Source organism: Cellulosimicrobium cellulans, assembly GCF_024124905.1.
Taxonomy (GTDB): Bacteria; Actinomycetota; Actinomycetes; order Actinomycetales; family Cellulomonadaceae; genus Cellulosimicrobium; species Cellulosimicrobium cellulans_G.
Map to the genome: position 1 here is coordinate 446,859 of NZ_JAMXST010000003.1, position 24,893 is coordinate 471,751.

Genomic DNA, 24,893 nt, shown 5'->3' on the forward strand with positions numbered 1-24,893 from the left:
GAGACGTGACCCGAGCGACGCGACAGGGCGCCGGTCAGAGGTCGGAGAGGAAGTCGCCGCCGATCCCCGCCTGGGTCTCCAGGAGGTCGCCGGTGTCGCCGAGGACCACCCAGTTCGGCCCGGCGAGCGCCGCCTGACCCTCCACGGGCGGCTCGACCGGCAGGAGGCCGAGGAACTCGCCCTCGTCGACGTCGTCCGCGAAGACGGCCAGGAGCGTGGTGTCGTCGCACTCGCCGAGCTCGACGTCGGGCGAACCGGAGTCCTCGGGCGTGAACGACAGGCACGTCAGCCCCGCGGTCGTCGCGGCCTCGTGGAGCGCGTCGAGCGAGTCGTACTCCACGTCCTTCTCGCCAGGGCCGGGGCCGGAGCACGCGGCGAGGAGCCCGGCGAGCACGACGAGGCCGGCGAGGGGTGCCCGGGCGGGCCGACGGGACGGGGGACCGGGTCGGGTGCGCATGTCTCGATGGTCCGCCGTCGTGCCCGGTCGCGCCACGGGAAGCCCGTGCCGGACCGTCCGGCGCGAGATCGACCCGTACGGCCGAGATCGGCCTTCGGGAGGTCGATCTCGGGCCGCGGGGGTCGATCTCGGGTCAGGCGCGGAAGCGCTCGTCGCGCTCGACGACGCGGCCCGCGCCGCGGCCGTCGGCCGCCGTCGGGTCCCACGTGTACGCCTCGGTGCCCGTGATGAGCACGTGCTCGGCGCGCGACGTCACGTCCAGCGGGTCGCCCGACCACACGACGACGTCGCCGTCGAGGCCCGGAGCGAGGGCGCCGACCCGGTCGTCGAGGCCCAGGAACGCCGCCGGGTTGACGGTGAGGGCGCGCAGCGCGGTGTCGCGGTCGAGGCCCTCCTTGACCGCGAGCGACGCCTGGTGCACGAGGAAGTTGATCGGCACGACGGGGTGGTCGGTCGTGATCGCGACGCGCACGCCCGCGCGGGCCAGCGCGCCGAGGTTCGCGATGTCGCGGTTGCGCAGCTCGATCTTGGAGCGCGAGGTGAACAGCGGGCCGAAGATCACCGGCACGTCGCGCTCGGCGAGCACGTCGGCGACGGCGGCGCCGTCGGTCCCGTGGTTCACCACGAGCTTGTAGCCGAACTCGTCCGCGAGGCGCAGGGCCGTCGCGATGTCGTCGGCGCGGTGCGTGTGCTGGTCCCAGTACAGCTCGCCCGCGAGGACGCGCGCGAGGGTCTCCTTCGCGAGGTCGCGGTCGAACGGCTCGCCCTTCGCCGCGGCCGCGTCGCGCTTCGCGGCGTAGTTCTGCGCGTCGACAAACGCCGCGCGGATGACCTTCGCGACGCCGAGCCGCGTCGACGGCGTCTTCTTCTGGTCGCCGTACACGCGCTTGGGGTTCTCGCCCAGCGCCGACTTCACGGAGACCGCCTCGCGGATCACCTGCTCGTCGACGGTGCGGCCGCCCCACGTCTTGATCGCGACCGTCTGGCCGCCGATCGGGTTGCCCGAGCCCGGCTTCACGACGGCGCTCGTCACGCCGCCGACCAGCGCGTCGCGGAAGCCCTCGTCCTCGACGTTGATCGCGTCGATCGCGCGCAGGGCGGCGCCGTTCGGGTCGGTCATCTCGTTGGTGTCGTTGCCGGCCCAGCCCTCGGCCTCCTCCATGACGCCCATGTGGGCGTGCGCCTCGACGAAGCCGGGCAGCACCCAGCGGCCCCGCGCGTCGAGGGTCGGGACGCCGTCGGGCACGACGACGTCCGCGCCGACCGCGGTGATGACGCCGTCCTCGATGAGCACGGTGCCGCCCTCGATCGGGTCCGAGGCGACGGGCACGACGTAGCCGTGCACGACGGCGACGCTGCGGCGCGCGGTGCGCGGGACGGGGCGGGAGGAGCCGGGGGCGGGGGTGGATGAGGTCGTCATGGTCCCATCATCGCCCCGGGCAAGCGTCGGAGGGTGTGCGCGGGGGCGGGCGGGGCGCACTAGGCTCCTGAACGCACCACCGTACCGCGCGCGAAGGAGCTCGCATGCACGTCGTCGTCGGGCTGTTCCGGCTGTTCCTCGTCGTCCTCGCCCTCGTCGGGACGCGCGCCATCTGGCGCGACGGCGACATCGAGGGCCTCGTCTACTTCACGAACCAGACCGGCTTCCTCATCGCCGTCGTGTTCACGTGGGCGGGCGTCGCGTCGCTCCTGCGCCGCCGGCAGCCGCCGGGGTGGCTCAAGGGGGGCGTCACGCTCTTCGCCGCGATCACCGGGCTGGTCGCGAACCTCGTGCTCGCCCCCGAGGACCCCGAGGCCCCGGCCGTGTTCCTCGGGCTGACCGACGGCCAGATCGAGCACGAGCTCCTGCCGCTCGCCGTGTTCGTCGACTTCCTCCTGCTCGACGCCCACCGGCGCCTGCGCGGCCTCGACGCCGCGCGCTGGCTCCTGTACCCGCTCGCGTACTTCGCGTTCACGACGATCCGCGGGTTCGTCAGCCCCGGCAGCGAGTACCCGTACGGCTTCGTCGACCTCGACGCGCTCGGATGGACCGGGCTGCTCGTCAACGTCGTGCTCTACGGGGCGGGCTTCTTCGTGCTCGGCCTCGTCATCGTCGGGATCGACCGGCTCCTGCCCACGGGTCCGGCGATCGGCCGGTACGCGGACCGCTCGCCCGCCCCGGCGTCCCCGGAGGAGGCGGGGGCCGAGGGCAGCCCGGACGACGCGCCCGCGTCGCGCTAGGGTGGCCGTCGTGTCCTCCTCGGTCGTCGGTCCGCTGCGCGTCGCCCGCGCCGCGCTCGTGGCGACCCTCGTGCTCGCGCTGACGGCGCTCGCGCACCGCGTCGCCGGAGGCAACCTCCCGGACCCGCTCGTCCTCGCGGCGCTCGCCGCCTTCACGCTCGCCGGCACGACGGCGGCCGCGCGGTTGCGGTTCACGCCCACCCGCCTCGTCGTGCTCCTGGGCGGCGCCCAGGTCGCGCTGCACCAGGCGCTCGTCGTGCTCGCTCCTGTCGGGTCGTGCGTCCCGGTCGGGGTCACGTCCGGGCACGGCGGCCACGTCGCCTCGGTGGGCGACGTCGTCTGCGCGGCGCCCGTCGGCACGCCGGTCCCGGCTGCTGGCGGGGCGGGCCTCGTGCACCCGGAGCACCTCACGACGTCGGGCACGGCGGGCCTGTGGATGGTCGTCGCCCACGCGGTGGCGACCATCGTGCTGGCGCTCGTCCTCGCGCGCGGCGAGCGCGCCCTCGAGCGGTTCCTCGCGTGGGTGACGCCGCGCGCCGCCCTCCCTGCGCTCGTCCCCGTCGTGCCGCGTGCGCGTCCTGGCGTGCCGGGGGCGCGCACCGTGCGCGTCGCGTCCCTGTGGCGTGCGCGCCGTGCGCCGACGCGCGGGCCCCCGACGGCGGACGGCCCGTCGGGAGCACTGCTGCGCCCCCTCGCCGCGTCCTGACGCGGCACCCGACGAAGCCGACCCGGTGACGACCGGGCCCGGGGCACCACCGTGCGGCGACCGCCGCGCCTCGGACGGAAGAACCCTCATGATCCTCTCCCTGCGCCGACCCGTGTCGGCCCTCCTCGCCCTCCTCGCCGCCGCCGCGCTGGCCCTGGGCCTCACCGCCGGGCTCGCGACCCTCACGGCCGCCCCGGCATCCGCGCACGACCGCATCCTCAGCTCGGACCCGGCCGACGGCGCCCAGCTCGCGACGCCCCCGACCGCGATCACGCTGACCTTCAACACCGAGCCGCTCCCCGTCGAGCCGCAGGTCGTGATCTCGGACTCCGCCGGCACGGTCGTGACGCAGGGCGCGCCGACGATCGAGGGCAGCACCGCCACGCTCGCGCTCGACCCGGCGGTCGCGCTCGGCGGCGACACGTACACCGTCGCGTGGCGCGTCGTCTCGTCCGACGGCCACCCCATCGAGGGAACGTTCGCGTTCGCCGTCGCGGCCCAGCCCGAGGCGCCGGTCGCCGAGGAGCCCACGGCGGACGAGGCCACGCCGGAGGAGCCCGCCTCCGAGGAGGCCACCACGGACGCGGCCGACGAGACGACGCCGGAGCCCGCGACGACCCAGGCGACGGACGCAGCGACGGACGCGGAGGACGGCGGCTCGTCGATCGTCCCCGTGCTCGTGGGGCTCGGCGCGCTCGTGGTCGCCGCCGTGGTCGTCGTCGTGATCGTCCTGCGCCGCCGCGGTGCCGCGACGGGCGACGACGCGCCGCACGACCCCGAGGACTGACCGTGCCGGCGCACGCCGTCCTCCCCGGCCCGGGGAGGACGGCGGCCGACCCTGCCGCGGTCACGCCGTCACCCGCTAGGGTGCGTCCGTGACGTCGCCCGGAGCAGGGGTGCTCCGCGGCGTGCGGGCGCTGCTGCTCGCCGCCGCGGTCGTCGGCCTGTCCGTCGTCGCGCACGGCCTCGCCGGGGGGACCGACCCCGGAGCCGTCCCCCTCGGCGTGCTCGCCGTCCTGACCGCCGTCGCCGTGCGGCCCCTCACGCGCCGCCAGGTCGGGCTGCCGCGGCTGCTCGGCCTGCTCGGCGCGGGCCAGCTCGTGCTGCACGTCGTCTTCGACCGCTGCGCCGCGCTGTCCCCGGCCGACGCGTCCGCGCACGCGCACGCCGCCTCCCCCCTGACGATGCTCGGCGCCCACGCCGTCGCGACGCTCGCCGTCGCGCTCGTCCTGCGCTACGGCGACGCCGTGCTGTGGCGCCTGTGGACGTGGCTCGCCGGGCGCCGGGTCCCCGGCCGACCGCGGGCCGTCGTGGTCCGCGCGGCGCCTCCCGCCGTCGGCGCGCTGCCGACGGTCCGCGACCTGCTCGCGCGCGGTGCCGCGCCCGGGCGCGGTCCGCCCGCCGTCGCCTGACCTCTCCCGGACGCCTCCGCGGCGTCCTGCTTCCGCGCGCCCGCGCGTCCTGCACGCCCACCCGGCCGGTTCCGCCCGGCCGCGCCGGGGCGTGCCCGTGACGTGCCGTCGCGCGCCGGAGCCCCCGTCTTCCTCTCCCCGAAAGGCACCATCATGCGAAAGACCCTGCGCGCCGTCGGCGCCGCCGCCCTCACCACCGGGATCGTCGTCGTCGGCGCGGGCGCCGCGGCAGCCCACGTCACCGTCACGCCGGACACGACCGACGCGGGCGCGTACGCGCTGCTCACGTTCGGCGTCCCGCACGGCTGCGGCGACTCGCCGACCACGAAGGTCTCCATCCAGGTCCCCGAGCAGATCGTCACCGTGACGCCCACCGTCAACCCCGGCTGGGACGTCGAGAAGGTCATGGCGGCCCTCGACGAGCCGGTCGACGACGGGCACGGCGGCCAGTACACCGAGCGCGTCGCCGAGGTCGTCTACACCGCGAAGACCCCGCTGCCCGACGGCTACCGCGACGCCCTCGTGCTCTCGCTCCAGCTCCCCGACGCCGCGGGGGACACGCTCGTCTTCCCGACCGTCCAGGAGTGCGCCGAGGGCGAGACCGCCTGGGTGCAGGTCGCGGCCGAGGGCGAGGACGGGCACGACCTCGAGGCGCCCGCGCCGCTGGTCGAGCTGACGGCGGCCGAGGACGAGGGCCACGACGCCCCGGCCGAGACCGTCGCCGACGGGTCGGCGGGTGACAGCGCCGACGCGGACGCGTCGGGCGACGCCGCATCGGCGGGCGCGTCCGACGGGCCGGCCCCGGCGCTCACGTGGACGGCCCTCGTCCTCGCCGCGGCGGGTCTGGTGCTCGGGGCGCTCGGGTTCGTGCGCTCGCGCCCGAGGGCCTGACCCGTGGGCCGCCCCTCGGTGCTGCGCCGGGTGGTGGCCGTCGTCGTCGGTGCCGCGGCCGCGGTCCTGCTCGCGATCCTCGCGAGCGGCCCGGCCGCGGCCCACGCCGTCCTCGTGGGCACGGACCCGCGGGACGGCACCGTCCTCGACGCGCCGCCCGACGCGCTGACCATCACCTTCAACGAGCCCGTCCAGGTCGTGACCGGCGGGACGACGGTCCTCGCCGCCGACGGCTCGCCCGTCGACGTGGACGTCGCCGCGGTCGACGACGCGCTCGTCGTCACCCCGGCCACGACGCTCGACGACGGCACGTACGTCGTGAGCTGGCGCGTCGTGTCCCTCGACACGCACCCCGTCGCCGGGGCCTTCACGTTCTCCGTGGGGGCGCCGACCGCGACGTCCGTCGAGGCCCGGGTCGCCGAGCCGACGGCGGCGCTCGTCGCCGTCCGCGCGCTCGACCAGACCGCGGTCTACGCGGGGACGTTCCTCGTCGCGGGACTCGTGGGGTTCGAGCTCCTCGTGCTGCACGTGTCGCCCGGGGCCGCGCCGGTCCTGCGTCGACGCCTGCAGCGCGTGCGGCGCGGAGCCCTGGCCGTCGCGGCCGTCGGGATCGTGCTCGCGGTCCCGCTCACCCCGGCCTGGCAGGCCGGCGGCGGGCTGGGGGCGCTCGTCGACCCGGCGACCTGGGCGGCGGGCGTCACGACCGACTCCACGCTCGCGGGCGCGCTCGGTCTCGCGGGGCTCGTCGTCACGACCCTGCTCGCACCCCGCGCGGCCAGGGAGACCCGGGCGGCGTGGCCCGCCGGGGTCGTGCTCGGCGGGGCGGCTCTCGCTCTGGGGTCGCTCGTGCTCGTGGGGCACACCCGCACGTTCGGTCCGCCCTGGCTGGTCGTCACGGCGGACGCGCTCCACGTCGTGGCCGGGGCCGTGTGGCTCGGCGGGGTCGTCGGCCTCGCGCTCGTCCTCGCGCCGTCCGCGCACGTCGACACGCGTCGTGCGGGCGTGACGGTCGCGCGGTTCTCGACGCTCGGTGCGTGGGTCGTCCTCGCGCTCGCCGTCACCGGCACCGTCCTCGGGTGGCGCATCCTTGGCACCCTCGACGCGCTCGTGTCGACGACGTACGGCCAGACCCTGCTCGTCAAGGTCGGCGTGGCGCTGTGCCTCGTCGGCATCGCGGCCTGGAACCGGTACCGGCTCGTCCCGGCGGTCGCGGGCGACGACGGTCCGGGCGGGCGAGGTGCCCGGCAGGTCGGTGGGACGGCCGGGGCGGCCACGCGCCGTCGGCTCGGCCGGACGGTCGCGGCCGAGGCCCTGCTGCTCGTGCTCGTGCTCGTCGTGACGGGCGTGCTCGTCTCGCGCAGCCCGGTCGTCACCGCCGACCCGTCCGCCGAGGAGGCCGCGACCCCGGCCGTCGAGGTGGTCGAGGAGCTCGGCGACGGGACGCTGCGCGCGCGGATCACTCCCGGCCGGGTCGGCGTCAACGCGCTCGAGATCGAGCTGCTCGACGCCGACGGGCAGCCCCTGGAGCCCGTCGCCGTGCCCGAGCTGTCGACGACGCTCGCCGACCCCGCGCTCGGCCCGTTCACCCGGCCCCTCACGCAGACCGGGACGGGCGCGTACGAGGCGACGCTCGACCTGCCGATGGCGGGCGACTGGACCGTGCACGTGAGCGTCCGGACGTCCAAGTACGAGAACCCGATCGTCGAGATCCCCGTGGAGGTGTCCTCATGACCGGTCCCCAGCGGTCGCTCCCCGGGCGGCGCGGGCTGCGCGTCGTCCTCGCCGCCGTCGCCGCGGGCACGCTCGCCGTGCTGACCGCCGGCCCGGCGGCTGCGCACGTGCTCATCGAGACCGTGGAACCCCACGGCGACGGCACGTCGACGCTCACCTTCACGTTCGACCACGGGTGCGACGGCGAGCCCACCGACGCGCTGCGCGTCACGCTCCCCGAGGGCGTCGAGGCGCTCGCCACCGGCCAGCCGGACGGATGGACCTCGGAGATGACCGACGACGCGGTGGCCTGGTCCGGGGCGCCCGTGCCCGACGGCGAGCGCGCGGCCTACACGCTCGACGTCCGGGTCACGGGGGACGTCGGGCAGGCGTTCGTCTTCCCCGCCGTGCAGGAGTGCCCGTCGGGGGAGTCGTACGCGTGGACGGACACCGACCCGTCCGGCGCCCGGCCCGCGCCGACGTTCGTCGCGACCGCGGCGTCGCTCGCCCCGGCGCCCGTCGTCGCCGGGGCGTCCCCGACGCCGACGGCGCCCCTCGTCGCGGCCGTCGTGGTGGGAGCCGTAGGGATCGGGGCCGCGGGCGGCTGGTCGGCCCGGCGTCGGCTGCGGGCCACCTGAGAGGTCGCTGCGCGGGCGTCGGGACCGCACCCGTCGTACTGTGATCCAGATCACTGTTCGTGAACGTCCCGAACATGCGCCCACCGCCTCTTGCACTGGTGGGGGACGTCGCCGCGACGGGTCACGCGGCGACACCTGGACCGGTGGCGGTCCGCGACGAGAGCTTCGCTGGGGGGAGCTCTCGCGGCGGATCGCCACCGGTTCCTCTGTCTGCGGGCCCCTGCGTGGCGGCGTCAGGCCGCGACCGCGAGGGCCAGCAGCGCGAACGCGGCGACGAGCAGGGCGATGCGGACGAGGTGGTACCGGTCCCAGCGGTGGGCCTGCTCGCGCCAGTCGGCGGGCGCGGTCTCGGGGGTCCACGTCTTGCCGCGGTTGTTGATGGGGACGAGCACAGCGACCGACAGGACGATGCTCAGGGCCAGGATTGCGGCGGCGGTCCAGGCCGCCCACGCCCCGTCGGGCAGCACGAGGGCGGTGGCCGCGGTGAGCAGGAGCGAGCCGAAGTACCAGAACGGCATGGCCCGCCCGAGCATCCGGCCGCCGTCGGCCCGAGCGAGCAGGCCCGCGTTCCCCGGCAGCCGGTCGACGATCGGGTTGACGACGAACGCGACCGACACCTCGACCCCCACCATCAGCCCCACGACCACCACCGCGACGATCGGCAACCACTGCATGTCAGGCTCCTTCGATCCAGGGAACGGGCAGAGAATCTAGCAACGCTAGAAAAACTAGCACAGACAATCTAGCGACGCTAGACTCGTCCCGTGAGCACACCGGCAGCAGCCCGCAAGGCACGGCTCCGCGAGGAGCGGGAAGCGCAGATCGTCGCGGCCGCGCGCGTGCTCGCCGAGGAGCAGGGGTGGGAAGCCGTCACCACCCGTCGGCTCGCCGACGCGATCGGCTACAGCCAGCCCGTCCTCTACGGGCACTTCCCGGAGGGCCGGTCCCAGATCGTCACCGCTGTGGCGCTCGTCGGCTTCCAGGAGCTCGCCGTCGCGCTGTCCGCGGCCCGTCCGGCGCCCGGCGCGGACAGGAGCGGCGAGGACCGGGTCCGCGCGCTCGTGCTCGCCTACCTCGACTTCGCCGAGCGCCATCCAGCGACGTACGAGGCGATGTTCCACCTGCCGATCCGGGCCGCCTTCGCGTCCGAGGAGACGCCGCGCGCGATGCGCGAGGGGTTCGACGCGATCATCGACACGCTCCTCGCGCTGGACCGCCCGCCGGCCGACCCAGGCACGGCTGCCGAGGTCGTGTGGGGGGCGATGCACGGCGTCGCGACGTTGGAGCGCGCGGGCAGGTTCTCCGTCGGGAACGACGACCGGCGCGTCGACGAGCTGGTCCGCCGGATCGTCGGCTGACCCCGCGTCACGACGTCCGTCCGTCCGGCACCCGACGAGGGGCGTCGGTCGCGGCCGCCACGGACGCGGTCCGCTGCGCCGGGTGGGTGTGCAGGTGCCAGAGGAGCTCCGCGCACTCCGCCGGGTCGAGGCTCGGGTCGCCGTGCTCGTCGGCGCCCGCGGTGACGAGCCGGGCGACCTGGATCCCGTCCGGTGCGAGCGCGTCCCGGAGCATGCCGAGGTACGCGGACACGGCGGCGGCCGCGACGGCCGCCCCGGCCGCGAACGGGCTGCCGGTGAGCGCGTCGTCGTCGGTGATGCCGAGGACGGATCCCCGGCCGAGAACGCGCTGCCCTCCGACCACGTACTCGACCGCGGTGACGAGGCCGACCACGGCCCGGTCGACCGCGTCCTGGATCTCCTCGGGCGACGTCTCGAGGACGTGCTGGCGCGCACCGGGCGCCGACGGTGGGTCGTAGACGAGGACCTCGATCGCCGACAGGTCCTGCGCGGTGCGGTCGAGCGCGAGGACCAGCGCGTCGGCGTCGTGCGCGTCCGCGGCGTAGACCCGCGCCCGCACTCCCTCACCGCGCAGCGCGCAGACGACCGGCCCGAGGCGGTCCAGGGACCGGGAGACGAACGCGACGTCGTGACCCGCGGCCCCGAAGCGCCGCGCGATCGCCGCACCGCGTGACGCGCTCGTCCCGACGATCGCCACGGTCGTCATCCTGTCTCCCTCGCCGTCGTCACCGTGCGCGGGGCCCTGGCCGTCGCGCGTACCGGACGGTAGACAGGTGGAGGGGAGTGCTGGGAGTCCCTGTCAGGACCCCCGACCGCCCGGTGAGACGGCGGCGGACCGCATCGCGGTCGACGCCGTCCTCAGGTGGTCGTCGAGGTGGGCGGTCGGCCGGCCCCCGTGAGGTCCGCGAGCCGGGCCATCCGCCGCGCCGAGGTCGACCCAGGCTCGGGGGAGTAGAGGGTGAGGGTGAGTCCTGGCTCGGATTCCATGGCGCAGGCCTCGTAGGCGATCGTGAGCTCCCCTACCACTGGGTGGCGGAACGTCTTGAGCCCGGTGCCGTGCCGGCGGACCTCGCCCGCGCGCCACCGGGTCTCGAACTCGGCGCTGTGGCAGAGCAGCTCCTCGACCGTCTCGTGCAGGTCGGCGCTGCGCGGGTCGCGCGCGGCCTCCGTGCGCAAGATCGCGACCGCGATGTCCGCGAACACGTCCCAGTCGGGGCAGAAGGTCCGGGCACGGTCGCTGAGGAACGTGAAGCGGGCCATGTTCGGCGTCCCGGGCATGTCGTGCAGGTCCTGGTGGAAGGCGTGCGCCAGGGCGTTCTCGGCGAGGATGTCCATCGCTCCGTTGCGGACGAACGCAGGTCCGGCGGTGAAGGCGTCGAGCACCCACTGGAGGCTGGGGTGCGGCTGCCACGACCGGGTGCTCGTGCGCCGGTCCGCCTCTCCGCCGCGGGCGACGATCTCCGCGAGGTTCGACAGGTGTGCGCGCTCGGCCTCGTCGAGCCGCAGCGCGCGGGCGATCGCGTCGAGCACCTGGGGAGAGACGCGGGAGATCGCGCCGCGCTCGATCCGCGTGTAGTACTCGACGCTCACGCCGGCGAGCGTCGCCACCTCGCTGCGGCGCAGGCCGCGGACCTTGCGCCCCGGGCGCGGGGTGATCCCCACCTCCTGCGGGGTGATCCTCTCGCGTCGCGCGACGAGGAAGTCGCGCACCAGCGCACGGGCATCCATGGCTCGAAAGTAGGCCATGGACCCCGGCTCGGCAGGCGGCGACGAGAAGCAGCGCCTCGGGGCCATTTGCATAGTTGACTAACACAACAATGCTGAAGAGCATGCAACTTTCGTCTTGGTGTCGACAAAAGTAAATCTCGAAGGTACGGTCGGTTTTCGTCGGGTACCGGGCATCCCCGGTCCGTCGCAAGCGCAGCCTCAGTGTCGAGGGCTCGCCATGCCTGTACCGGCGTGAGCCACAACGGAGTGGAGGTGGAGACCCCGCGTCCCGCTCGACCGCTGCGGCTGTCTGGTTCCCCCGAACGCCTCAAGGAGGACGTTGTGCACAGAACTCCACTAGGCCACCGATGGTGGTCTCGTTACGCCGCCGCGGCGGCGTCGGCCGCCGTGCTGGTACCGCTGACCATCGGCGGCGCCTCGGCCCACCCCGGGCACGAGCAGGACAGCACCGCGGTCACCGCCGCCGCGGACGCCGAAGCGGCTCTCGACTGGGACAGCTACGAGAAGGTGCTGCTGAGCAAGAACACCGGTGAGCCGATCGACCTCGCCGTCCTGCCGGACTCGCGGGTCCTCCACACCTCGCGCGACGGCGTCGTGCGCCTCACCGACTCCGCGACGGGCCTGACCACCCAGATCGCGAAGCTCGACGTCTACGCGAACTCCGAGGACGGGCTCCAGGGCATCTCCCTGGACCCGAACTTCGAGGAGAACCACTACCTGTACCTGGTCTACGCGCCCCGCGTCATGGAGGGCACGTCGCCCTCCGGCGTGGAGTACCCGGAGACGACCCCGTCGGGCAGCGCGCCGAACTCGCTTCCGGCGGGCGAGGACGAGAGCTACTGGGACCGCTGGCTCGGGTACAACCAGCTCTCGCGGTTCACGTGGGACCCGGCGACCGACTCCATCGACCTCTCCACCGAGCGCGCGATCCTCAAGGTCGACGCGCAGCGCGGCCAGTGCTGCCACGTGGGCGCGGACATGGCGTGGGACGCCGACGGGAACCTGTTCCTGTCCACCGGTGACAACACGCCGGCGGGCACGCCCGGCGCCGACGGGTACGCGCCGAACAACAACGCCCCGGGCATGAACCCGGGCTTCGACGACCGTCGCGGCGCGGGCAACACCAACGACCTGCGCGGCAAGATCCTGCGGATCAACCCGATCGAGGACCTCGCCCCCGGCACCGAGGTGGGCCCGGGGAGCACGTACACGATCCCCGAGGGCAACCTCTTCGACGACCCGCAGTACGACGACGTCCAGGACCTCGTGCGCAACGAGACCTACGTCATGGGGCTGCGCAACCCGTTCCGGATCGACTACGACATCGAGTCCGGCGCGCTCGTGTGGGGTGACTACGGCCCCGACGCGGCGAACGCCAACCCGAACCGCGGCCCCATGGGCTACGTGGAGTGGCAGCTGACGACCGAGCCGATGAACGGTGGCTGGCCGTACTGCCACGGCCCGAACGCGAACTACAACGAGTGGGACTTCGCGACGCAGACGCCGGGCGAGTGGTTCGACTGCGAGGCCGGGGCGAAGAACAACTCCACGTGGAACACGGGCCTCGACGTCCTGCCGCCGGCGACGGCGCCGCAGGTCTACTACGGCGACCGCCCCGGCGACCAGCCCGAGCTGCTCGACCCGCTGGTCGAGCTCGGCGGCGGCGGTCAGGCGCCCATGGGCGGGCCGATCTTCCGCTCCGCCGACTACCCGGACGCGCCGGGCAAGTTCCCCGCGTACTGGGACGGCAAGCCGTTCATGGCGGAGTTCTCGCAGGACTACGTCGTCGCCTTCACGCTGGACGAGCTGTCGTCGGCCGGTCAAGTCACCGCGGTCGAGGACTTCCTGCCCAACGCGCACCTGGAGACGGTCAACCAGCCGATCTGGGACAACGTCATGGACATGGAGTTCGGCCCCGACGGCACGATGTACGTGCTGGAGTACGGCGACGGCTTCTTCCGCCAGAACCCCGACGCGGGCCTGTACCGGATCACCTACGGCTCCGACAACAAGACCCCGCGCCCCGCGATCTCCGCGTCCCCGACCTCGGGCGGGGACGCGCCGCTCGAGGTGACCTTCGACGCGTCCGGGACCTCGGACGCCGAGACCCCGAACGCGGGCCTGACCTTCGACTGGGACTTCAACTCCGACGGCGTGTACGACGCCCAGGGCGAGACGGTGACCCACACGTTCACCGAGCGCGGCCAGTTCAACGTGCAGCTGCGCGTCACCGACGAGGGCGGCAAGTTCGGTCTGGCGATCCAGCAGATCACGGTCGGGAACACCGCTCCGGAGATCACGCTGAGCCAGCCCGACGGCGCCATCTTCAACTGGGGCGACGCCGTCCCGTACACCGTCTCCGTGCACGACGCGGAGGACGGCGACACCCCGGTGTGCCGCAACATCCAGTACACCTTCGGGCTGGGCCACAACACGCACGCGCACCCCGAGGTGAGCGGTCGGGCCGCGGACACGGAGGCCGGCTGCGGCTTCACGATCCAGACCAGCCCGGACGCCGTCGAGCACGGTGAGGGCGAGAAGATCTTCGGCACCCTCGTCGTGACCTACAACGACCAGGCGCAGGGCACCGTCCCGTCGATCCGCGGCGAGGCCACCCACATCCTCAAGCCGCAGGCGCAGCAGGCCGAGTGGTACGACGCGGCCGAGGGCGTCGAGGTCGTCGAGGACCCGGCGGCGCACGCCGGGCGCTACGTCACCTCGTTCGACGCGGGCGACTCCTTCACCTACCAGCCGCTGGCGCTCGTCCACGCGCCGACGGGCGAGGCGATCGACGAGATCACCGTCCGCGGCAGCGGCGAGGGCACCGTCACGCTGAGCTGGCAGGCCGAGGGGTCGGAGTCCGCCGAGCCGCTGGCCGACTTCGCCTTCACGGGCGCGGGCTGGCAGGACGTCACGAAGACCCTGGGCAGCGTGCCCGAGGGGTCGGGCTCGATCGTCGTGACGACCACCGGCGGCGTCGACGTCGACCAGCTCTCGTTCGCCGTGGGCGACGGCACCACCGAGCCGGTCACCATCCCGGTGGAGAAGGTCTCGATGCAGCTGTTCTCGCTCAGCTCGTGGAGCCGCCAGATCGGCTGGGAGGGCGTCTACGACCGCCTGGGCGAGATCGGCTTCCAGAACGTCGAGCCCTTCGGGTCGAACTTCTCCGGCCTCACGGCCGAGCAGGCTCGTGCCCAGTTCGACGCGGCCGGTCTTCGTGTCCCGTCCTCGCACTACACCGTGAACGAGGGCACCTTCGACGCGACCCTCGCGTACGTCAAGACGCTGGGCCAGGAGTACGTGGGCTCGGGCGGCTTCCCGTCCCCCGGCATCGGCGGGGGCCTGGAGAACGTGCTGGCCACGGCCGACGCCATGGACCGTCTCGGCGAGCGTTCGGTCGCGAACGGCACCGGCAAGCTGTTCGGTCACAACCACGACCAGGAGTTCAACACCAAGTACGAGTACAACGGTGAGCTGACCTCCGCGTGGGAGATCCTCGTGGCGGAGACGAACCCCGAGTACGTCGCCTTCGAGCTGGACACGGCCTGGGCGGCGAACGCCGGCGTGGACGTGCCGGCGCTGATCGACGAGTACGCGGACCGCATCGAGCTCCTGCACATCAAGGACGCGACCAACCTCAACGCGGGTGGGCGTCCGACGTTCACCAACCTCGGTGAGGGCGACATGCCGCTGCAGGACATCCTGCGGGCCGGTCTCGATGCGGACGTGGCGTACTTCGTCATGGAGTACGACGGCTCGCCGGCGAACGACGTGTTCTCCGTCGAGGGCTTCGAGTACCTCACCGGCATCCCCGCCGGTGCGGACACCCCGGAGGTCGACGTGACGGTCGAGCCGCGCTGCATGGCCGGCAAGGTCTACGTCGCGGTGCGTGCGCTCAACGCGGACGACTCCGCGCTGGACGTCGCGATCGAGACGCCGTTCGGCAGCAAGACCTTCGAGGACGTGGCCCCGGGCAAGAACGCCTACCAGTCGTTCAACGCTCGTGCCACGGAGATCGAGGCCGGTGAGGTGACCGTCACGGTCACCGACCCGGACGGAGCGACGGACACGGTCACGGCCGCGTACGACGCGCGGTCGTGCAGCTGATCTGATCCCGAGCGCCGGGTGAGGCGGGCGTCCGACACCGTCTCACCCGGCGACACCGGGGCGCCACGTGGGGCGGCGGCCGATGCCGCCCCACCCTCTCCACGGTGGTGCGCCCCCCGGCGGCGCCGGCACGCCCCGCAGCGGGCGCACCACCTCCTCACGATCCCTCGCGGACGCGGCAGTGTCGCCGCGCCTCCTCGCGACCGAGGGTCGAGACGGCAGGACGACGGGGTCCTGGCAGTCCGACCGCTCCGGAGCGCGTCGGTCACGACGACGTGACCGACGGACCCGATCGACGTCACGTCGGTCCCCACCACTCACATCCAGGAGCACACCCATGACCGCACGTACTCTTCGACGCGCCCTGCTGGCCGGATCGGCGGCCCTCGCGGCAGCCTTCGTCGCCGCGCTCGGCCCTGCCTCTGCGTCGACCGTCCCGGACGGCCCCCTCGAGGGTCTCCGGATCGTCATCTCCAACGACGACTCCATGCAGAACTCCCGGCCGAACGGCTCCGACGGGGAGGGGCTGTACGAGCTGCGCAAGGTCTTCTGCGACGCCGGTGCCGACGTCGTCGTGGTCGCGCCCTGGGGTTACCAGAGCGGGGCCGGGACCGCGGTGACGAACAGCGGCACGTTCCACATGCAGGAGGCGGACACGCTCCCCGAGCGCTACGCCGCAGACTGCGGCGACGCGCCGAGCCAGGGTGCCGTGTTCGGGGTGTGCCAGCCGATCGACGGGCGGTGCACGCCGGAGTCGCGCAGCGCCACCCCCGTCGACACGGTCAAGCTCGCCGTCCGCGGCGGCCTGCAGCACGTGCTCGGGTGGACGGAGCGCCCCGACCTGGTGCTGTCCGGCATCAACTCCGGACCCAACCTCGGCTCGTCGGTGAACGACTCCGGGACGGCGGGGGCCGCCCTGTCCGCCCTGTCCGTCAACACCCCCGGCTTCGCGATCAGCGCGTCGGCGACCGGCGCGGACCACCAGGCGGTCTACGAGCGGACCGCGCGGTTCGCCGTCCGGTACGTGGAGGAGGTCGTCCGGCAGGACGCGCTGACCACCGAGTACGTCACGAACATCAACTTCCCGCGTCTCACGGCGGACCAGAGCCCGGCCGGCGTCGTCGTCGCCCCGGTGGGCACCGGCACGACCGCGCGCCACTCCTACAACCCGAGCGGCGAGCGGTCCTTCACCGTCGGCCTCAGCGGGTGCCAGGCCGGCGACACCACGTGCGTCGCGGAGACCCGTCCCGACGCCGACTACCTCATGAACCGGGCCGGCTACATCACCGTCACGCCGCTGACGCCCGACCGCACCCACCTCGCCGCGACGCCCGAGATCGGCTCGGTCATCAGCGAGCTGTCGACGGTGGCGGTACGGGCCAGCGCGACCGGCCGCTGCATCGCCGGGACCGCGTACGTCGCGGCGCTCGTCCGCAACGACGACACCGTGCCCCTCGACGTCACTCTCTCGACGCCGTTCGGGGAGAGGTCCGTGAGCGACGTCCAGCCCGGTGCCGCCGCGTACCAGTCGTTCAGCTCCCGGTCGCGCTCCGTCGAGGCCGGCACGAGCCGGCTCACGGCCTCCGGCGACGGTCGGAGCGTCGAGGTCGACGTCGACTACGCCGCCGTCGCCTGCTGACGACGCCGGGGGTGGAACGTCGTCCGACGCGTTCCACCCCCGGCACCCGGGACCGATCGCCGCGCTTCCTCGGGTGGCGCGGGTGTGCCGAAGCGGCGACAGTGGCCGCAACGCGTAGAGAGCAGGAGACACCCGTGAGCGACGGACGAGTGGTGGTCGTCACCGGGGCGGCACGGGGGATCGGTCGCGCTGCGGCGGTCGCGTTCGCGGGCGCCGGATACCGTGTCGCCGGAGCCGACATCGCGGCGCTGGCGAGCCCGGCGATGGACTACGCCCCCGCTGACCCCGAGGACCTTGCCGAGACCGGCCGCCTCGTCGAGGAAGCCGGGGTCGAGTGGCTCCCGGTGGTCTTCGACCAGCGTGACCGGGCGGCCGTCCGCGCCGGGTTCGCCCAGGTCGTCGAGCGGTTCGGGGGCGTCGACGTGGTCTTCGCCAACGCCGGCGTGCAGGGCTTCGCGTCGCTGCTGGACATGAGCGACGAGCTCTGGGACGACCAGATCGACATCAACCTCACCGGGACGGCGAACGTCGTGCGGGCCTCTGCACCGCTGCTCATCGAGCGCGGCGGCGGGCGCATCATCATCACCTCGTCCACGCAGGGCCAGCACGGCACGCTCGGGGGCGCCGGCTACTCGGCGTCCAAGTGGGGGCTGATCGGGCTCATGAAGTCCGCGGCGCTCGACCTCGGTGAGCACGGCATCACCGTCAACGCGGTGATCCCGGGACTCGTCGACACCGCGCTGACCCGTCACGAGGACCGCTACGCGCAGATCATCCGCGCCGGCGGGCACGAGCCCACCGGAGACGTCGCCCAGGACGAGCAGACCGCCGCGGAGGCCCAGCGTGCCAAGCTCCCCTTGGGGGTGCCGTGGGTCGAGCCGGAGGACGTCGCACCGCTGGTCGTGTTCCTCGCCTCCGACGAGGCGAGGATGGTCAGCGGTACCAGCTTCGCCGTCACTGGCGGCGACAGCGCCAACATCACCGCATGACGTGACGCCCCGAGCGGTCACCCTGCGTGCCTGAAGGTCACACGGCGTCGCTGCGGGCGCCGAGCCAGGGCGCGAGGACGTCGGTGCGGCCGAGCCAGCGCAGGCCGCCGTCGGCGAGCTCGTCGGGCGTCGCCAGCACGTCGCGGAACGCGTCGAGGAGCCGGCGGCGACCGCCGTCGTCGTCCGCGTCGCCCGCGGCCGTCGCCCCGACGATCACGACGCGCGTGTGCGGCTCGACAGGCCGCCCCTCGGCCGTCGTGGCGTCGTCCCAGGTGCCGAGGGTGCCGATGCAGAGCTGGCCGCCCGCGCCGTCCCACGCGCACAGCGAGTCGGGGCGGTTCGCGACGTGGAACACCCCACGCGACCGGACCCGGCCGGTGCCGAGGTCCTCGATCCGGCGCAGCAGGCGCTCGGGATCGAACGGCCGGGCCGACCACAGCTCGATCGTCCAGCTCCGGTCGCCGGACGGCTCGTCGCGCCGGGGGAGCGGACCCCGCGCGCCGAGGGGGTGGGCGCGGCGCTCGCCGGCGGCGGGGTCGTGCGTGTACCGGGCGAGGTCGTCGGCCACGAGCGCGTGCAGCCCGTCGACCCGCCGGGTGCCGACGCCGCGGAGGCGGTCGACGAGCCCGGACCCGGTGGCCGCGGTCGCGACGTCACCGGTCGTCACCACGAGGTCGGCGTGCTCGAGCTGGGCGGCGAGCACCTCGCCGACCGCCCGCTGGTCGTCCTCCGTCAGCCCGACGCCGCGCTCGGAGACGAGGTCGTCGTCGAGCAGGTCGTGCTCGAGCGTGTCGACGTCGGCGACGGCGAGGACGGTAGCGAGACGGAGGCGCTCGAGCTCGCCGCCGGGGGTGGTCTGCGCGGCGAGCGCCCGCACGACCGGCAGCGACTCCGCAGCCACGGGCAGCGCGAGGACGACGTGGTCCCAGCGGCCGTCGTCGGCGAGCCGGCGCAGCGTCGGGACGGCGTCCTCCCGCACGGCGCACGACAAGCACGCGTGCTCGAGCGGCACGACCTCGTCCTCGATCACGCCGGTGGCGTCCACGACGACGCGCCGCAGCGCGTCCTCGGCGGCCCGGATGTCGTGCCGGAGCGCGACGACGCGCGGCGCCCCGACGACGAGCCCGAACACGGCGCTGTCCCGCAGCACGGGGTCGATCGTCGCCAGGACGCTCAGCGCGACGCGCGGGTCTCCGGCGTCGGAGGGAACGTCGGGCGTGGCCTCCGACGCAGAGGGTGACGAGAAGGGCATGAAGCGCTCCGATCCGTGGTCTGGGGCGCCCCGCGCGACCTCGTGGTCGACGCCGGGAACAACCCGCTCCTGAGAACTGTTCTCGACAGCGGGTCAGCATAGCGTCTTGACGGGAATGATTCTCACTATCTAGTGTCGTCCCCGTCGCCCCGACCGACCCCGAGAGGAACCGCCATGTCCGCCGTCTGCCAGGTGCTCGGCACCGCTCCCGGGTTCGGCCACGCGATCTCGCACTCCCACGTGCGGACCAAGCGTCGCTTCGACCCGAACATCCAGAAGAAGCGCTACTGGGTGCCGTCGCTGGGTCGTCACGTGACCCTGCGCGTCAGTGCCCGGGGCATCAAGACCATCGACCGCCAGGGGATCGACGCCGTCGTGGCGCGGATCCTCGCCCGAGGGGAGAAGCTCTGATGGCTACCCGCACCGACCTCCGTCCCGTGATCAAGCTCCGGTCCACCGCGGGCACCGGGTTCACGTACGTGACCCGCAAGAACCGCCGCAACGACCCCGACCGCATGGTCCTGCGCAAGTTCGACCCCGTCGTCCGCCGCCACGTTGACTTCCGCGAGGAGCGCTGATGGCGAAGCGGTCCAAGGTCGCGCGCAACGACCGGCGCGTCGAGGTCGTCGCCCGCTTCGCCGAGCGTCGCGCGGAGCTCAAGCGCGTCGTCGCGTCGCCGACCTCCTCGCCCGAGGAGAAGGCGGCCGCGGTGCGCGAGCTCCAGCGCCAGCCCCGCGACGCGAGCGCCACGCGGGTGCGCAACCGCGACGTCGTCGACGGCCGCCCGCGCGGCTACCTGAGGAAGTTCGGGCTCTCCCGCGTGCGCCTGCGCGAACAGGCGCACCGTGGCGAGCTGCCCGGAGTCACGAAGTCGAGCTGGTGACGGCGGCCGCCCTGCGCGGCGGCTCCCGTCCCGTCACCGGCCCAGCAAGGAGAACCACCATGAAGAAGGGCATCCACCCCGTCTACGGGCCCGTCGTCTACCGCGACAAGTCCGCCGACTTCGCGTTTCTCACGCGCTCGACCCTCGCGGGCGACCACCCGCAGGGCCCCGGCGTCCCGCGCGAGACCGTGACGTGGACGGACGGGAACACCTACCCGGTCGTCGACGTCGAGATCTCGAGCGCGAGCCACCCGTTCTACACGGGCACGCAGCGCGTCGTGGACACCGCCGGCCGCGTCGAGAAGTTCCGCCAGCGCTACGGCGCCCGCGGAGTCCAGGGCGGGGGTGCGCGATGAAGGTCCGCGCCTCGCTCCGCTCGCTCAAGGACAAGCCCGGGGCGAAGGTCGTGCGCCGGCACGGCAAGACCTTCGTCCTCAACAAGGCCAACCCGCGCTGGAAGGCCCGTCAGGGCTGACGCCGGATCGAGGCCCCGGCCCCCTCGGGGGTCGGGGCCTCGCTGTGTCCCGTGGGTGACCGCCCCGCGCCGAGGTCGCTCGAGAGTGGGACAGCGAGGCTGTCGAGCTTTGTGAGAACGATTATCGTTCGTATATAGTCCGAGCGCGGGCGGCCGTCAGGCGCCGCCCAGGACGAGCCCGCCGTCGGACCCGACGGCCTAGAGAGGATCCACCGTGTCAGTCGCCATCCGAGGCAGGGCGTGGGCCGCCGCCCTCGGCCTGCTCGCGCTGCTCGCATCGTTCGTCGTCCCGACGGCCGCCGGAGCGCTCCCGACGGCCTCCGCGCAGACCGTCCCCGATCGTGAGTTCGTGCTCACGCACGGCCACGTGGACGGGTTCGAGACCATCTACGACGCGGCGAGCGGCAGGCTCGTGCTGAGCGTCAAGGACGACACCCGCATCCACGACACCGGCGCCGTCTTCCGCGTGCCGGAGACGACGACGTTCGCCTACCAGGACGAACGGTCACGTACGACGCTGCCCCCGGCGACCGCGGGATGGGCGTTCCTCGGGAAGCACGGCGGCACGACGGCGTGGCTCGGCACCCAGTCCGGCGGGGACCAGACCTACGCGCCCTGGGTGGGGTGGAGCACAGAGCGGCTGCTGACGAGCCTTGCCGGGACGGGCGTCACGCCGGCAGCGGGCACGCCAGTGAGCCTCGACGTGCGCGTCCAGGGCCCGGGGGACGTGTTCTCGTTCCAGAACGACGCGTTCGGCGGGCCGATCAACGTGTACGTGAACACGCTCACGGGGGCCGGCACGATCCCGGTCGCGCAGAACGCCCACGTCCACACGAACTGGGTCTTCACGGCCGAGGGCGACTACACGTTCGTCGTGACCCCGTCCCTGGCCACGGCCGACGGCCGGACGATCGCCGGGTCCTCGGCCACCTACCACTTCCGGGTCGGCGAGCGTGCGCCCGAGCCGGTGACGACGACGGTCGCAGTCACCTCGGACCATGGGTCGTACCTCGAGGGTCAGTCGGCGGTGTTCACCGCGTCGCAGGAACCCGTGACGGAGCTGGCGGTGTACCGGTGGGAGGTCGCGGCGGCGGGTTCGCAGGAGTTCGTCGCGGTGGAAGGTGCCTCGGGCGCGTCGTACGAGCGCGAGCTGACCCTCGCGGACGACGGTGCGCAGGTGCGCGCCGTGCTGCTGGACGGGAAGCGGGTGGTGGGCACGTCCGAGCCGGTCACTCTCGCCGTGACTGCGGCCGCCGCGGCGCACACGGTGCAGATCACCGGGCTCCAGGACTGGTACGCCTTGAACAGCGAGATCCTTCTTGAGGCCGTGATCGAGCCGGCAGTCGAGGATGCGACCTTCCGCTGGGAGCGACGGTTCGTCGACGCCTCGGAGTTCACGCCGTTCTACCCGACCGTGTTCCGCGACGCCGACCTGACGCTCCTGGCGAACGAGTACGCCACCGGCGTCGCATGGCGCGTCGTCGCGCTAGATGCGCAGGGCGCCGAGCTCGCGATGTCCGAGCCGGTCGTGATCCCCGGGGTCCGCGAGGTCCCGTGGGAGGCACCCGTCCTCGACGACACGCCGGTCGTTCTCACCGAGGGCCACATCGACCTGTTCAGCCTGTACCTCGACGCCGGCCGCCTCGTGCTGTCGGTCGTCGACGATACGCGGCAGCACGCGAGCCGGAAGGTCGACCGCGCACCGAGCGCGGTGACGGTGTCCGTCGACCCGGAGCTGAGCGCCACGCCGGTGCCGGACACGGGCTACGACTTCCTCGGCGAGCCCGGGAACGAGGTCTACGTGCTGCCGGGGTCGGGGAAGACAGGGCTGCCGTGGCCCGGGTGGTCGACCGAGCAGCTCGAGAAGAGCCTGCCCGCAGGCGAGACGGTCTCCGACCTGCGCTACGAGATCGAGGCCGAGGGTCCGGGTGACGTGTCCGCCTGGGCCGGGGCGATGAACGGGTCGCCGAGCGTGCACTTCGACAGCGGCGACGACGAGCCCGACGTCATCTCGGTCCACCTGGGCGCGCACGTCCACACCAGCTGGGGCTTCACCGAGCAGGGCACCTACACGCTCCGCGTCACCGCGAAGGGCTCGCTGTCCGACGGCACCTCGCTGGTCAGCGACACCGAGACCTACACGTTCCAGGTCGGTGAGGCGGCACCCGAGCCGGTGACGACGACGGTGACGGTCACGTCGAACAAGGACTCCTACGCCGAGGGCGAGTCTGCGGTGCTCACCGCGTCGCAGGATCCGGTGACGGACCTGGTGACGTACCGGTGGGAGGTCGCGGAGGCGGGCTCGGACGAGTTCGTCGCGGTCGAGGGCGCCTCGGGCGCGTCGTACGAGCGTGCGCTGACCACGGCGGACGACGGTGCACGGGTGCGTGCGGTACTGCTGGACGGTGAGCGGGTCGCGGGCACGTCGGAGCCGTTGAGGCTGGACGTTACCGCGAAGCCGGACCCCGGTCCCGGCCCGAACCCGGACGCGTCGGAGCCCAACCGTGAGTTCGTCCTGAACAAGGGCCACATCGACGGTTTCGAGACCACCTACGACGCCTCGAGCGAGGAGCTCGTGCTGTCGGTGAAGGACGACACGCGTCTCTACGACGCGGGTCCGACGTTCCGCAGGCCCGCGGACGTGACCATCGCCTACGAGGACGCCCGGGCCGTGCAAAAGCTCCCCGCGGCCCAGGGCAACTGGTCGTTCCTCGGCGAGTACGGGGGCGCCGACGCGTGGATCGGCACCCAGACGGGCGAGGACCAGACCTATCTGCCCTGGATGGGGTGGAGCACCGAGCGTCTGCTGTCCACCCTGCAGGGAACCGGCATCACTCCGGCCGCGGGCAGCCCGGTCTCGCTCGCGGTCGAGGTCACCGGCCCGGGCGACGTGTTCACGTTCCAGAACGACTCCTTCGGCAACCCGATCAACCGGTACGTCGACACCACGACGTCGGCGGGCGGCACCATCCCCGTCACGGCCAACGCGCACGTGCACACCAACTGGGTGTTCACGGCCGAGGGTGACTATCACCTCACCGTCACGCCGTCCCTCAAGACGGCCGACAACAGGACGATCACCGGTGACAGCGCCGACTACCACGTCCGCGTCGGTGCCTACATGCCGCCGTTCGAGCCGCTGCCCGAGGACCAGCTCACCGACGCCAACCGGGGCGGGCTGACGCTCGACAAGGACAGCTACCCGCTCGGGTCGGACGCCGTCGCGTCGTCGTCGGCACTCACGGACGCCCGCAGGGTCGTCGCGTACGTCTACTCCGAGCCCACCTCGGCCGGTGAGCTGACGGCGGCCGACGGTGCGGTGACGGTCACGATCCCGTCGACGGTCGGGACGGGCGCGCACAAGCTTGCGCTCTACGACTCGCCCACGGGTGAGCTCCTCGGCTGGGCGCCGTTCACCGCGACCGCCGCCGCGAACGACGTCGGAGGCGCAGGAGATGGCGACGGCGGCGGTGCTGGCGCCGGGGACGGCTCGGGTTCCGATGCCGGGACGGGCGCAGGCTCGACGACGCCGGAGCAGTGCATCCCGACGCCCGTCACGAGCGAGGTCAAGACCGGCGCCGTCAGCGGCATCACGGAAGGTCACTTCGACTTCGGGTCGATGGTGGAGAACGGCACGCTCGTCGCGAAGACGAAGGACGACCGCAAGCAGCCGCCGAGTTGGGTCGACCCAGAGTCCCTGACGTTCCGGCTCGGGGACGCCGCCAAGCGCGAGGTTCCCGCCGGCGCCGACTTCGCCTTCCTGGGCAAGGCCGGGGCGACGATCTGGTCGATCGGCCAGGTCCAGGAGCCCGGTGTGCCCTGGGTCGGGTGGAACACGCAGCACCCTTCGCTCATCGAGGCGGCGGCCGGACCGGTGACGTACACGCTGGATCGCGTCGACGGCCCCGGAAAGCTCGGGGTCTACGCCACCGGGAACTTCGGCGGGGTGGGCACCAAGTACTTCGGGACGATGGACGGGTTCCCGCGCTCGACGTCGGTGCCGCTCAACCAGCACGTGCACGGCAACTGGGCCTTCAGCGAGCAGGGCGTCTACAAGGTGACGTTCACGCTGTCGGTGCCGCTGAAGAGCGGCGGCACGGTCTCCGATTCCGCGACGATCACGTTCTCCGTCGGGGACAGCTCGGGTACCGCGACGAAGACGACGTACGTCGGCAAGACCGCGTCGGGCGAGGACTGCGAGCTGAGCGCCGACCAGAAGGCGGCACTGGCGACGACTGGTGCCGACCCCGCGAGCGCTCTCGCGCTCGGTGCCCTCCTGCTCGTCGCCGGTACGACGCTCTACGGCGCCTCCCGCAGGCGGCGCGGCGCGCGTTCGACCGTCTGACGCGCCTGCAGCCCGCACCGTCCTGCGACGACACCTCCACCTCCTCCTGTGTCGTCGCAGGACGGTGTGCGCACCACGAGAAC

At 73.3% G+C, this 24,893-nt stretch carries 23 protein-coding genes; 17 read left to right on the top strand and 6 right to left on the bottom strand.

The annotated features are described in order from the left end of the window. Positions 1–34 precede the first annotated feature (34 nt). The gene (locus NHH00_RS10730) at positions 35–457 is read right to left on the bottom strand and encodes a hypothetical protein (protein ID WP_253051930.1); all 423 of its coding nucleotides are present in this window, start codon (positions 455–457) and stop codon (positions 35–37) included. A gap of 133 nt (positions 458–590) precedes the next feature. Beyond that, the gene (locus NHH00_RS10735) at positions 591–1,877 is read right to left on the bottom strand and encodes an amidohydrolase (protein WP_253051932.1); all 1,287 of its coding nucleotides are present in this window, start codon (positions 1,875–1,877) and stop codon (positions 591–593) included. Positions 1,878–1,981: 104 nt separating this feature from the next. On the opposite strand from NHH00_RS10735, the gene NHH00_RS10740 reads away from it, so the two are divergent. The 7 genes from NHH00_RS10740 (at position 1,982) to NHH00_RS10770 (ending at position 8,034) form a co-directional block, all read left to right on the top strand. After that, entirely contained in the window at positions 1,982–2,677 is a 696-nt protein-coding gene (locus NHH00_RS10740; RefSeq protein ID WP_253051934.1) for a Pr6Pr family membrane protein, read from the top strand. 10 nt (positions 2,678–2,687) lie between these two features. Next, positions 2,688–3,383: a hypothetical protein gene (locus tag NHH00_RS10745; RefSeq protein ID WP_253051936.1), complete on the top strand. Its 696-nt coding sequence runs from the start codon at positions 2,688–2,690 to the stop codon at positions 3,381–3,383. Positions 3,384–3,471: 88 nt separating this feature from the next. Continuing rightward, on the top strand, positions 3,472–4,170 hold the full coding sequence (locus NHH00_RS10750) for a copper resistance CopC family protein (RefSeq protein ID WP_253051938.1): 699 nt from the start codon (positions 3,472–3,474) through the stop codon (positions 4,168–4,170). A gap of 88 nt (positions 4,171–4,258) precedes the next feature. Beyond that, on the top strand, positions 4,259–4,795 hold the full coding sequence (locus tag NHH00_RS10755; RefSeq protein ID WP_253051940.1) for a hypothetical protein: 537 nt from the start codon (positions 4,259–4,261) through the stop codon (positions 4,793–4,795). A gap of 153 nt (positions 4,796–4,948) precedes the next feature. Further along, positions 4,949–5,686 (top strand): YcnI family copper-binding membrane protein, encoded by a 738-nt coding sequence (locus tag NHH00_RS10760; RefSeq protein ID WP_253051942.1) that lies wholly within the window; start codon positions 4,949–4,951, stop codon positions 5,684–5,686. 3 nt (positions 5,687–5,689) lie between these two features. Then, positions 5,690–7,417: a copper resistance CopC/CopD family protein gene (locus NHH00_RS10765; RefSeq protein ID WP_253051944.1), complete on the top strand. Its 1,728-nt coding sequence runs from the start codon at positions 5,690–5,692 to the stop codon at positions 7,415–7,417. Further along, on the top strand, positions 7,414–8,034 hold the full coding sequence (locus NHH00_RS10770) for a DUF1775 domain-containing protein (RefSeq protein WP_253051946.1): 621 nt from the start codon (positions 7,414–7,416) through the stop codon (positions 8,032–8,034). The genes NHH00_RS10765 and NHH00_RS10770 overlap by 4 nt, the downstream gene beginning before the upstream one ends. Before the next feature lie 233 nt (positions 8,035–8,267). Here NHH00_RS10770 and NHH00_RS10775 read toward each other — a convergent pair whose 3' ends face one another. After that, entirely contained in the window at positions 8,268–8,708 is a 441-nt protein-coding gene (locus tag NHH00_RS10775; RefSeq protein ID WP_253051948.1) for a DUF1772 domain-containing protein, read from the bottom strand. Positions 8,709–8,798: 90 nt separating this feature from the next. Between NHH00_RS10775 and NHH00_RS21050 the strand changes: the two genes are divergently transcribed. After that, positions 8,799–9,392 carry a TetR/AcrR family transcriptional regulator gene (locus NHH00_RS21050; protein ID WP_253051950.1) on the top strand — a complete coding sequence of 198 codons (594 nt, stop codon included), beginning with the start codon at positions 8,799–8,801 and terminating at the stop codon, positions 9,390–9,392. Between the two features lie 7 nt (positions 9,393–9,399). Here the strand turns inward: NHH00_RS21050 and NHH00_RS10785 are convergent, their stop codons facing one another. Together NHH00_RS10785 and NHH00_RS10790 are read right to left on the bottom strand one after the other, a co-directional pair. Continuing rightward, on the bottom strand, positions 9,400–10,098 hold the full coding sequence (locus tag NHH00_RS10785; protein WP_253051952.1) for an SDR family NAD(P)-dependent oxidoreductase: 699 nt from the start codon (positions 10,096–10,098) through the stop codon (positions 9,400–9,402). A gap of 152 nt (positions 10,099–10,250) precedes the next feature. Beyond that, entirely contained in the window at positions 10,251–11,120 is an 870-nt protein-coding gene (locus NHH00_RS10790) for a helix-turn-helix transcriptional regulator (RefSeq protein WP_253051954.1), read from the bottom strand. A 387-nt stretch (positions 11,121–11,507) separates the two neighbouring features. Here NHH00_RS10790 and NHH00_RS10795 point away from each other — a divergent pair, with 387 nt between their 5' ends. From NHH00_RS10795 to NHH00_RS10805, 3 genes are all read left to right on the top strand, one after another. After that, complete coding sequence (locus tag NHH00_RS10795; RefSeq protein WP_253051956.1) at positions 11,508–15,227, top strand: PQQ-dependent sugar dehydrogenase; 3,720 nt, start codon at positions 11,508–11,510, stop codon at positions 15,225–15,227. 337 nt (positions 15,228–15,564) lie between these two features. Then, a complete protein-coding gene (surE, locus tag NHH00_RS10800; RefSeq protein ID WP_253051958.1) occupies positions 15,565–16,866 on the top strand; it encodes a 5'/3'-nucleotidase SurE in 1,302 nt (433 codons plus the stop codon). Positions 16,867–17,000: 134 nt separating this feature from the next. Continuing rightward, a complete protein-coding gene (locus NHH00_RS10805; RefSeq protein WP_253051960.1) occupies positions 17,001–17,855 on the top strand; it encodes an SDR family NAD(P)-dependent oxidoreductase in 855 nt (284 codons plus the stop codon). 37 nt (positions 17,856–17,892) lie between these two features. Here NHH00_RS10805 and NHH00_RS10810 read toward each other — a convergent pair whose 3' ends face one another. Then, the gene (locus NHH00_RS10810) at positions 17,893–19,107 is read right to left on the bottom strand and encodes a CobW family GTP-binding protein (RefSeq protein ID WP_253051963.1); all 1,215 of its coding nucleotides are present in this window, start codon (positions 19,105–19,107) and stop codon (positions 17,893–17,895) included. Between the two features lie 174 nt (positions 19,108–19,281). On the opposite strand from NHH00_RS10810, the gene rpmB reads away from it, so the two are divergent. The 6 genes from rpmB (at position 19,282) to NHH00_RS10840 (ending at position 24,810) form a co-directional block, all read left to right on the top strand. Further along, complete coding sequence (gene rpmB / locus NHH00_RS10815; protein WP_021483267.1) at positions 19,282–19,518, top strand: 50S ribosomal protein L28; 237 nt, start codon at positions 19,282–19,284, stop codon at positions 19,516–19,518. Beyond that, positions 19,518–19,685 (top strand): 50S ribosomal protein L33, encoded by a 168-nt coding sequence (rpmG, locus tag NHH00_RS10820; protein WP_021483268.1) that lies wholly within the window; start codon positions 19,518–19,520, stop codon positions 19,683–19,685. Before rpmB ends, rpmG begins: the two co-directional genes overlap by 1 nt. Next, a complete protein-coding gene (gene rpsN / locus NHH00_RS10825) occupies positions 19,685–19,990 on the top strand; it encodes a 30S ribosomal protein S14 (protein ID WP_253051966.1) in 306 nt (101 codons plus the stop codon). The genes rpmG and rpsN overlap by 1 nt, the downstream gene beginning before the upstream one ends. Positions 19,991–20,049: 59 nt before the next feature. Beyond that, positions 20,050–20,346 carry a type B 50S ribosomal protein L31 gene (locus tag NHH00_RS10830; protein WP_253051969.1) on the top strand — a complete coding sequence of 99 codons (297 nt, stop codon included), beginning with the start codon at positions 20,050–20,052 and terminating at the stop codon, positions 20,344–20,346. Next, the gene (gene ykgO / locus NHH00_RS10835) at positions 20,343–20,465 is read left to right on the top strand and encodes a type B 50S ribosomal protein L36 (protein WP_021483271.1); all 123 of its coding nucleotides are present in this window, start codon (positions 20,343–20,345) and stop codon (positions 20,463–20,465) included. Before NHH00_RS10830 ends, ykgO begins: the two co-directional genes overlap by 4 nt. Before the next feature lie 214 nt (positions 20,466–20,679). Continuing rightward, positions 20,680–24,810 (top strand): TIGR03773 family transporter-associated surface protein, encoded by a 4,131-nt coding sequence (locus NHH00_RS10840; RefSeq protein ID WP_253051971.1) that lies wholly within the window; start codon positions 20,680–20,682, stop codon positions 24,808–24,810. Positions 24,811–24,893 lie beyond the last annotated feature (83 nt).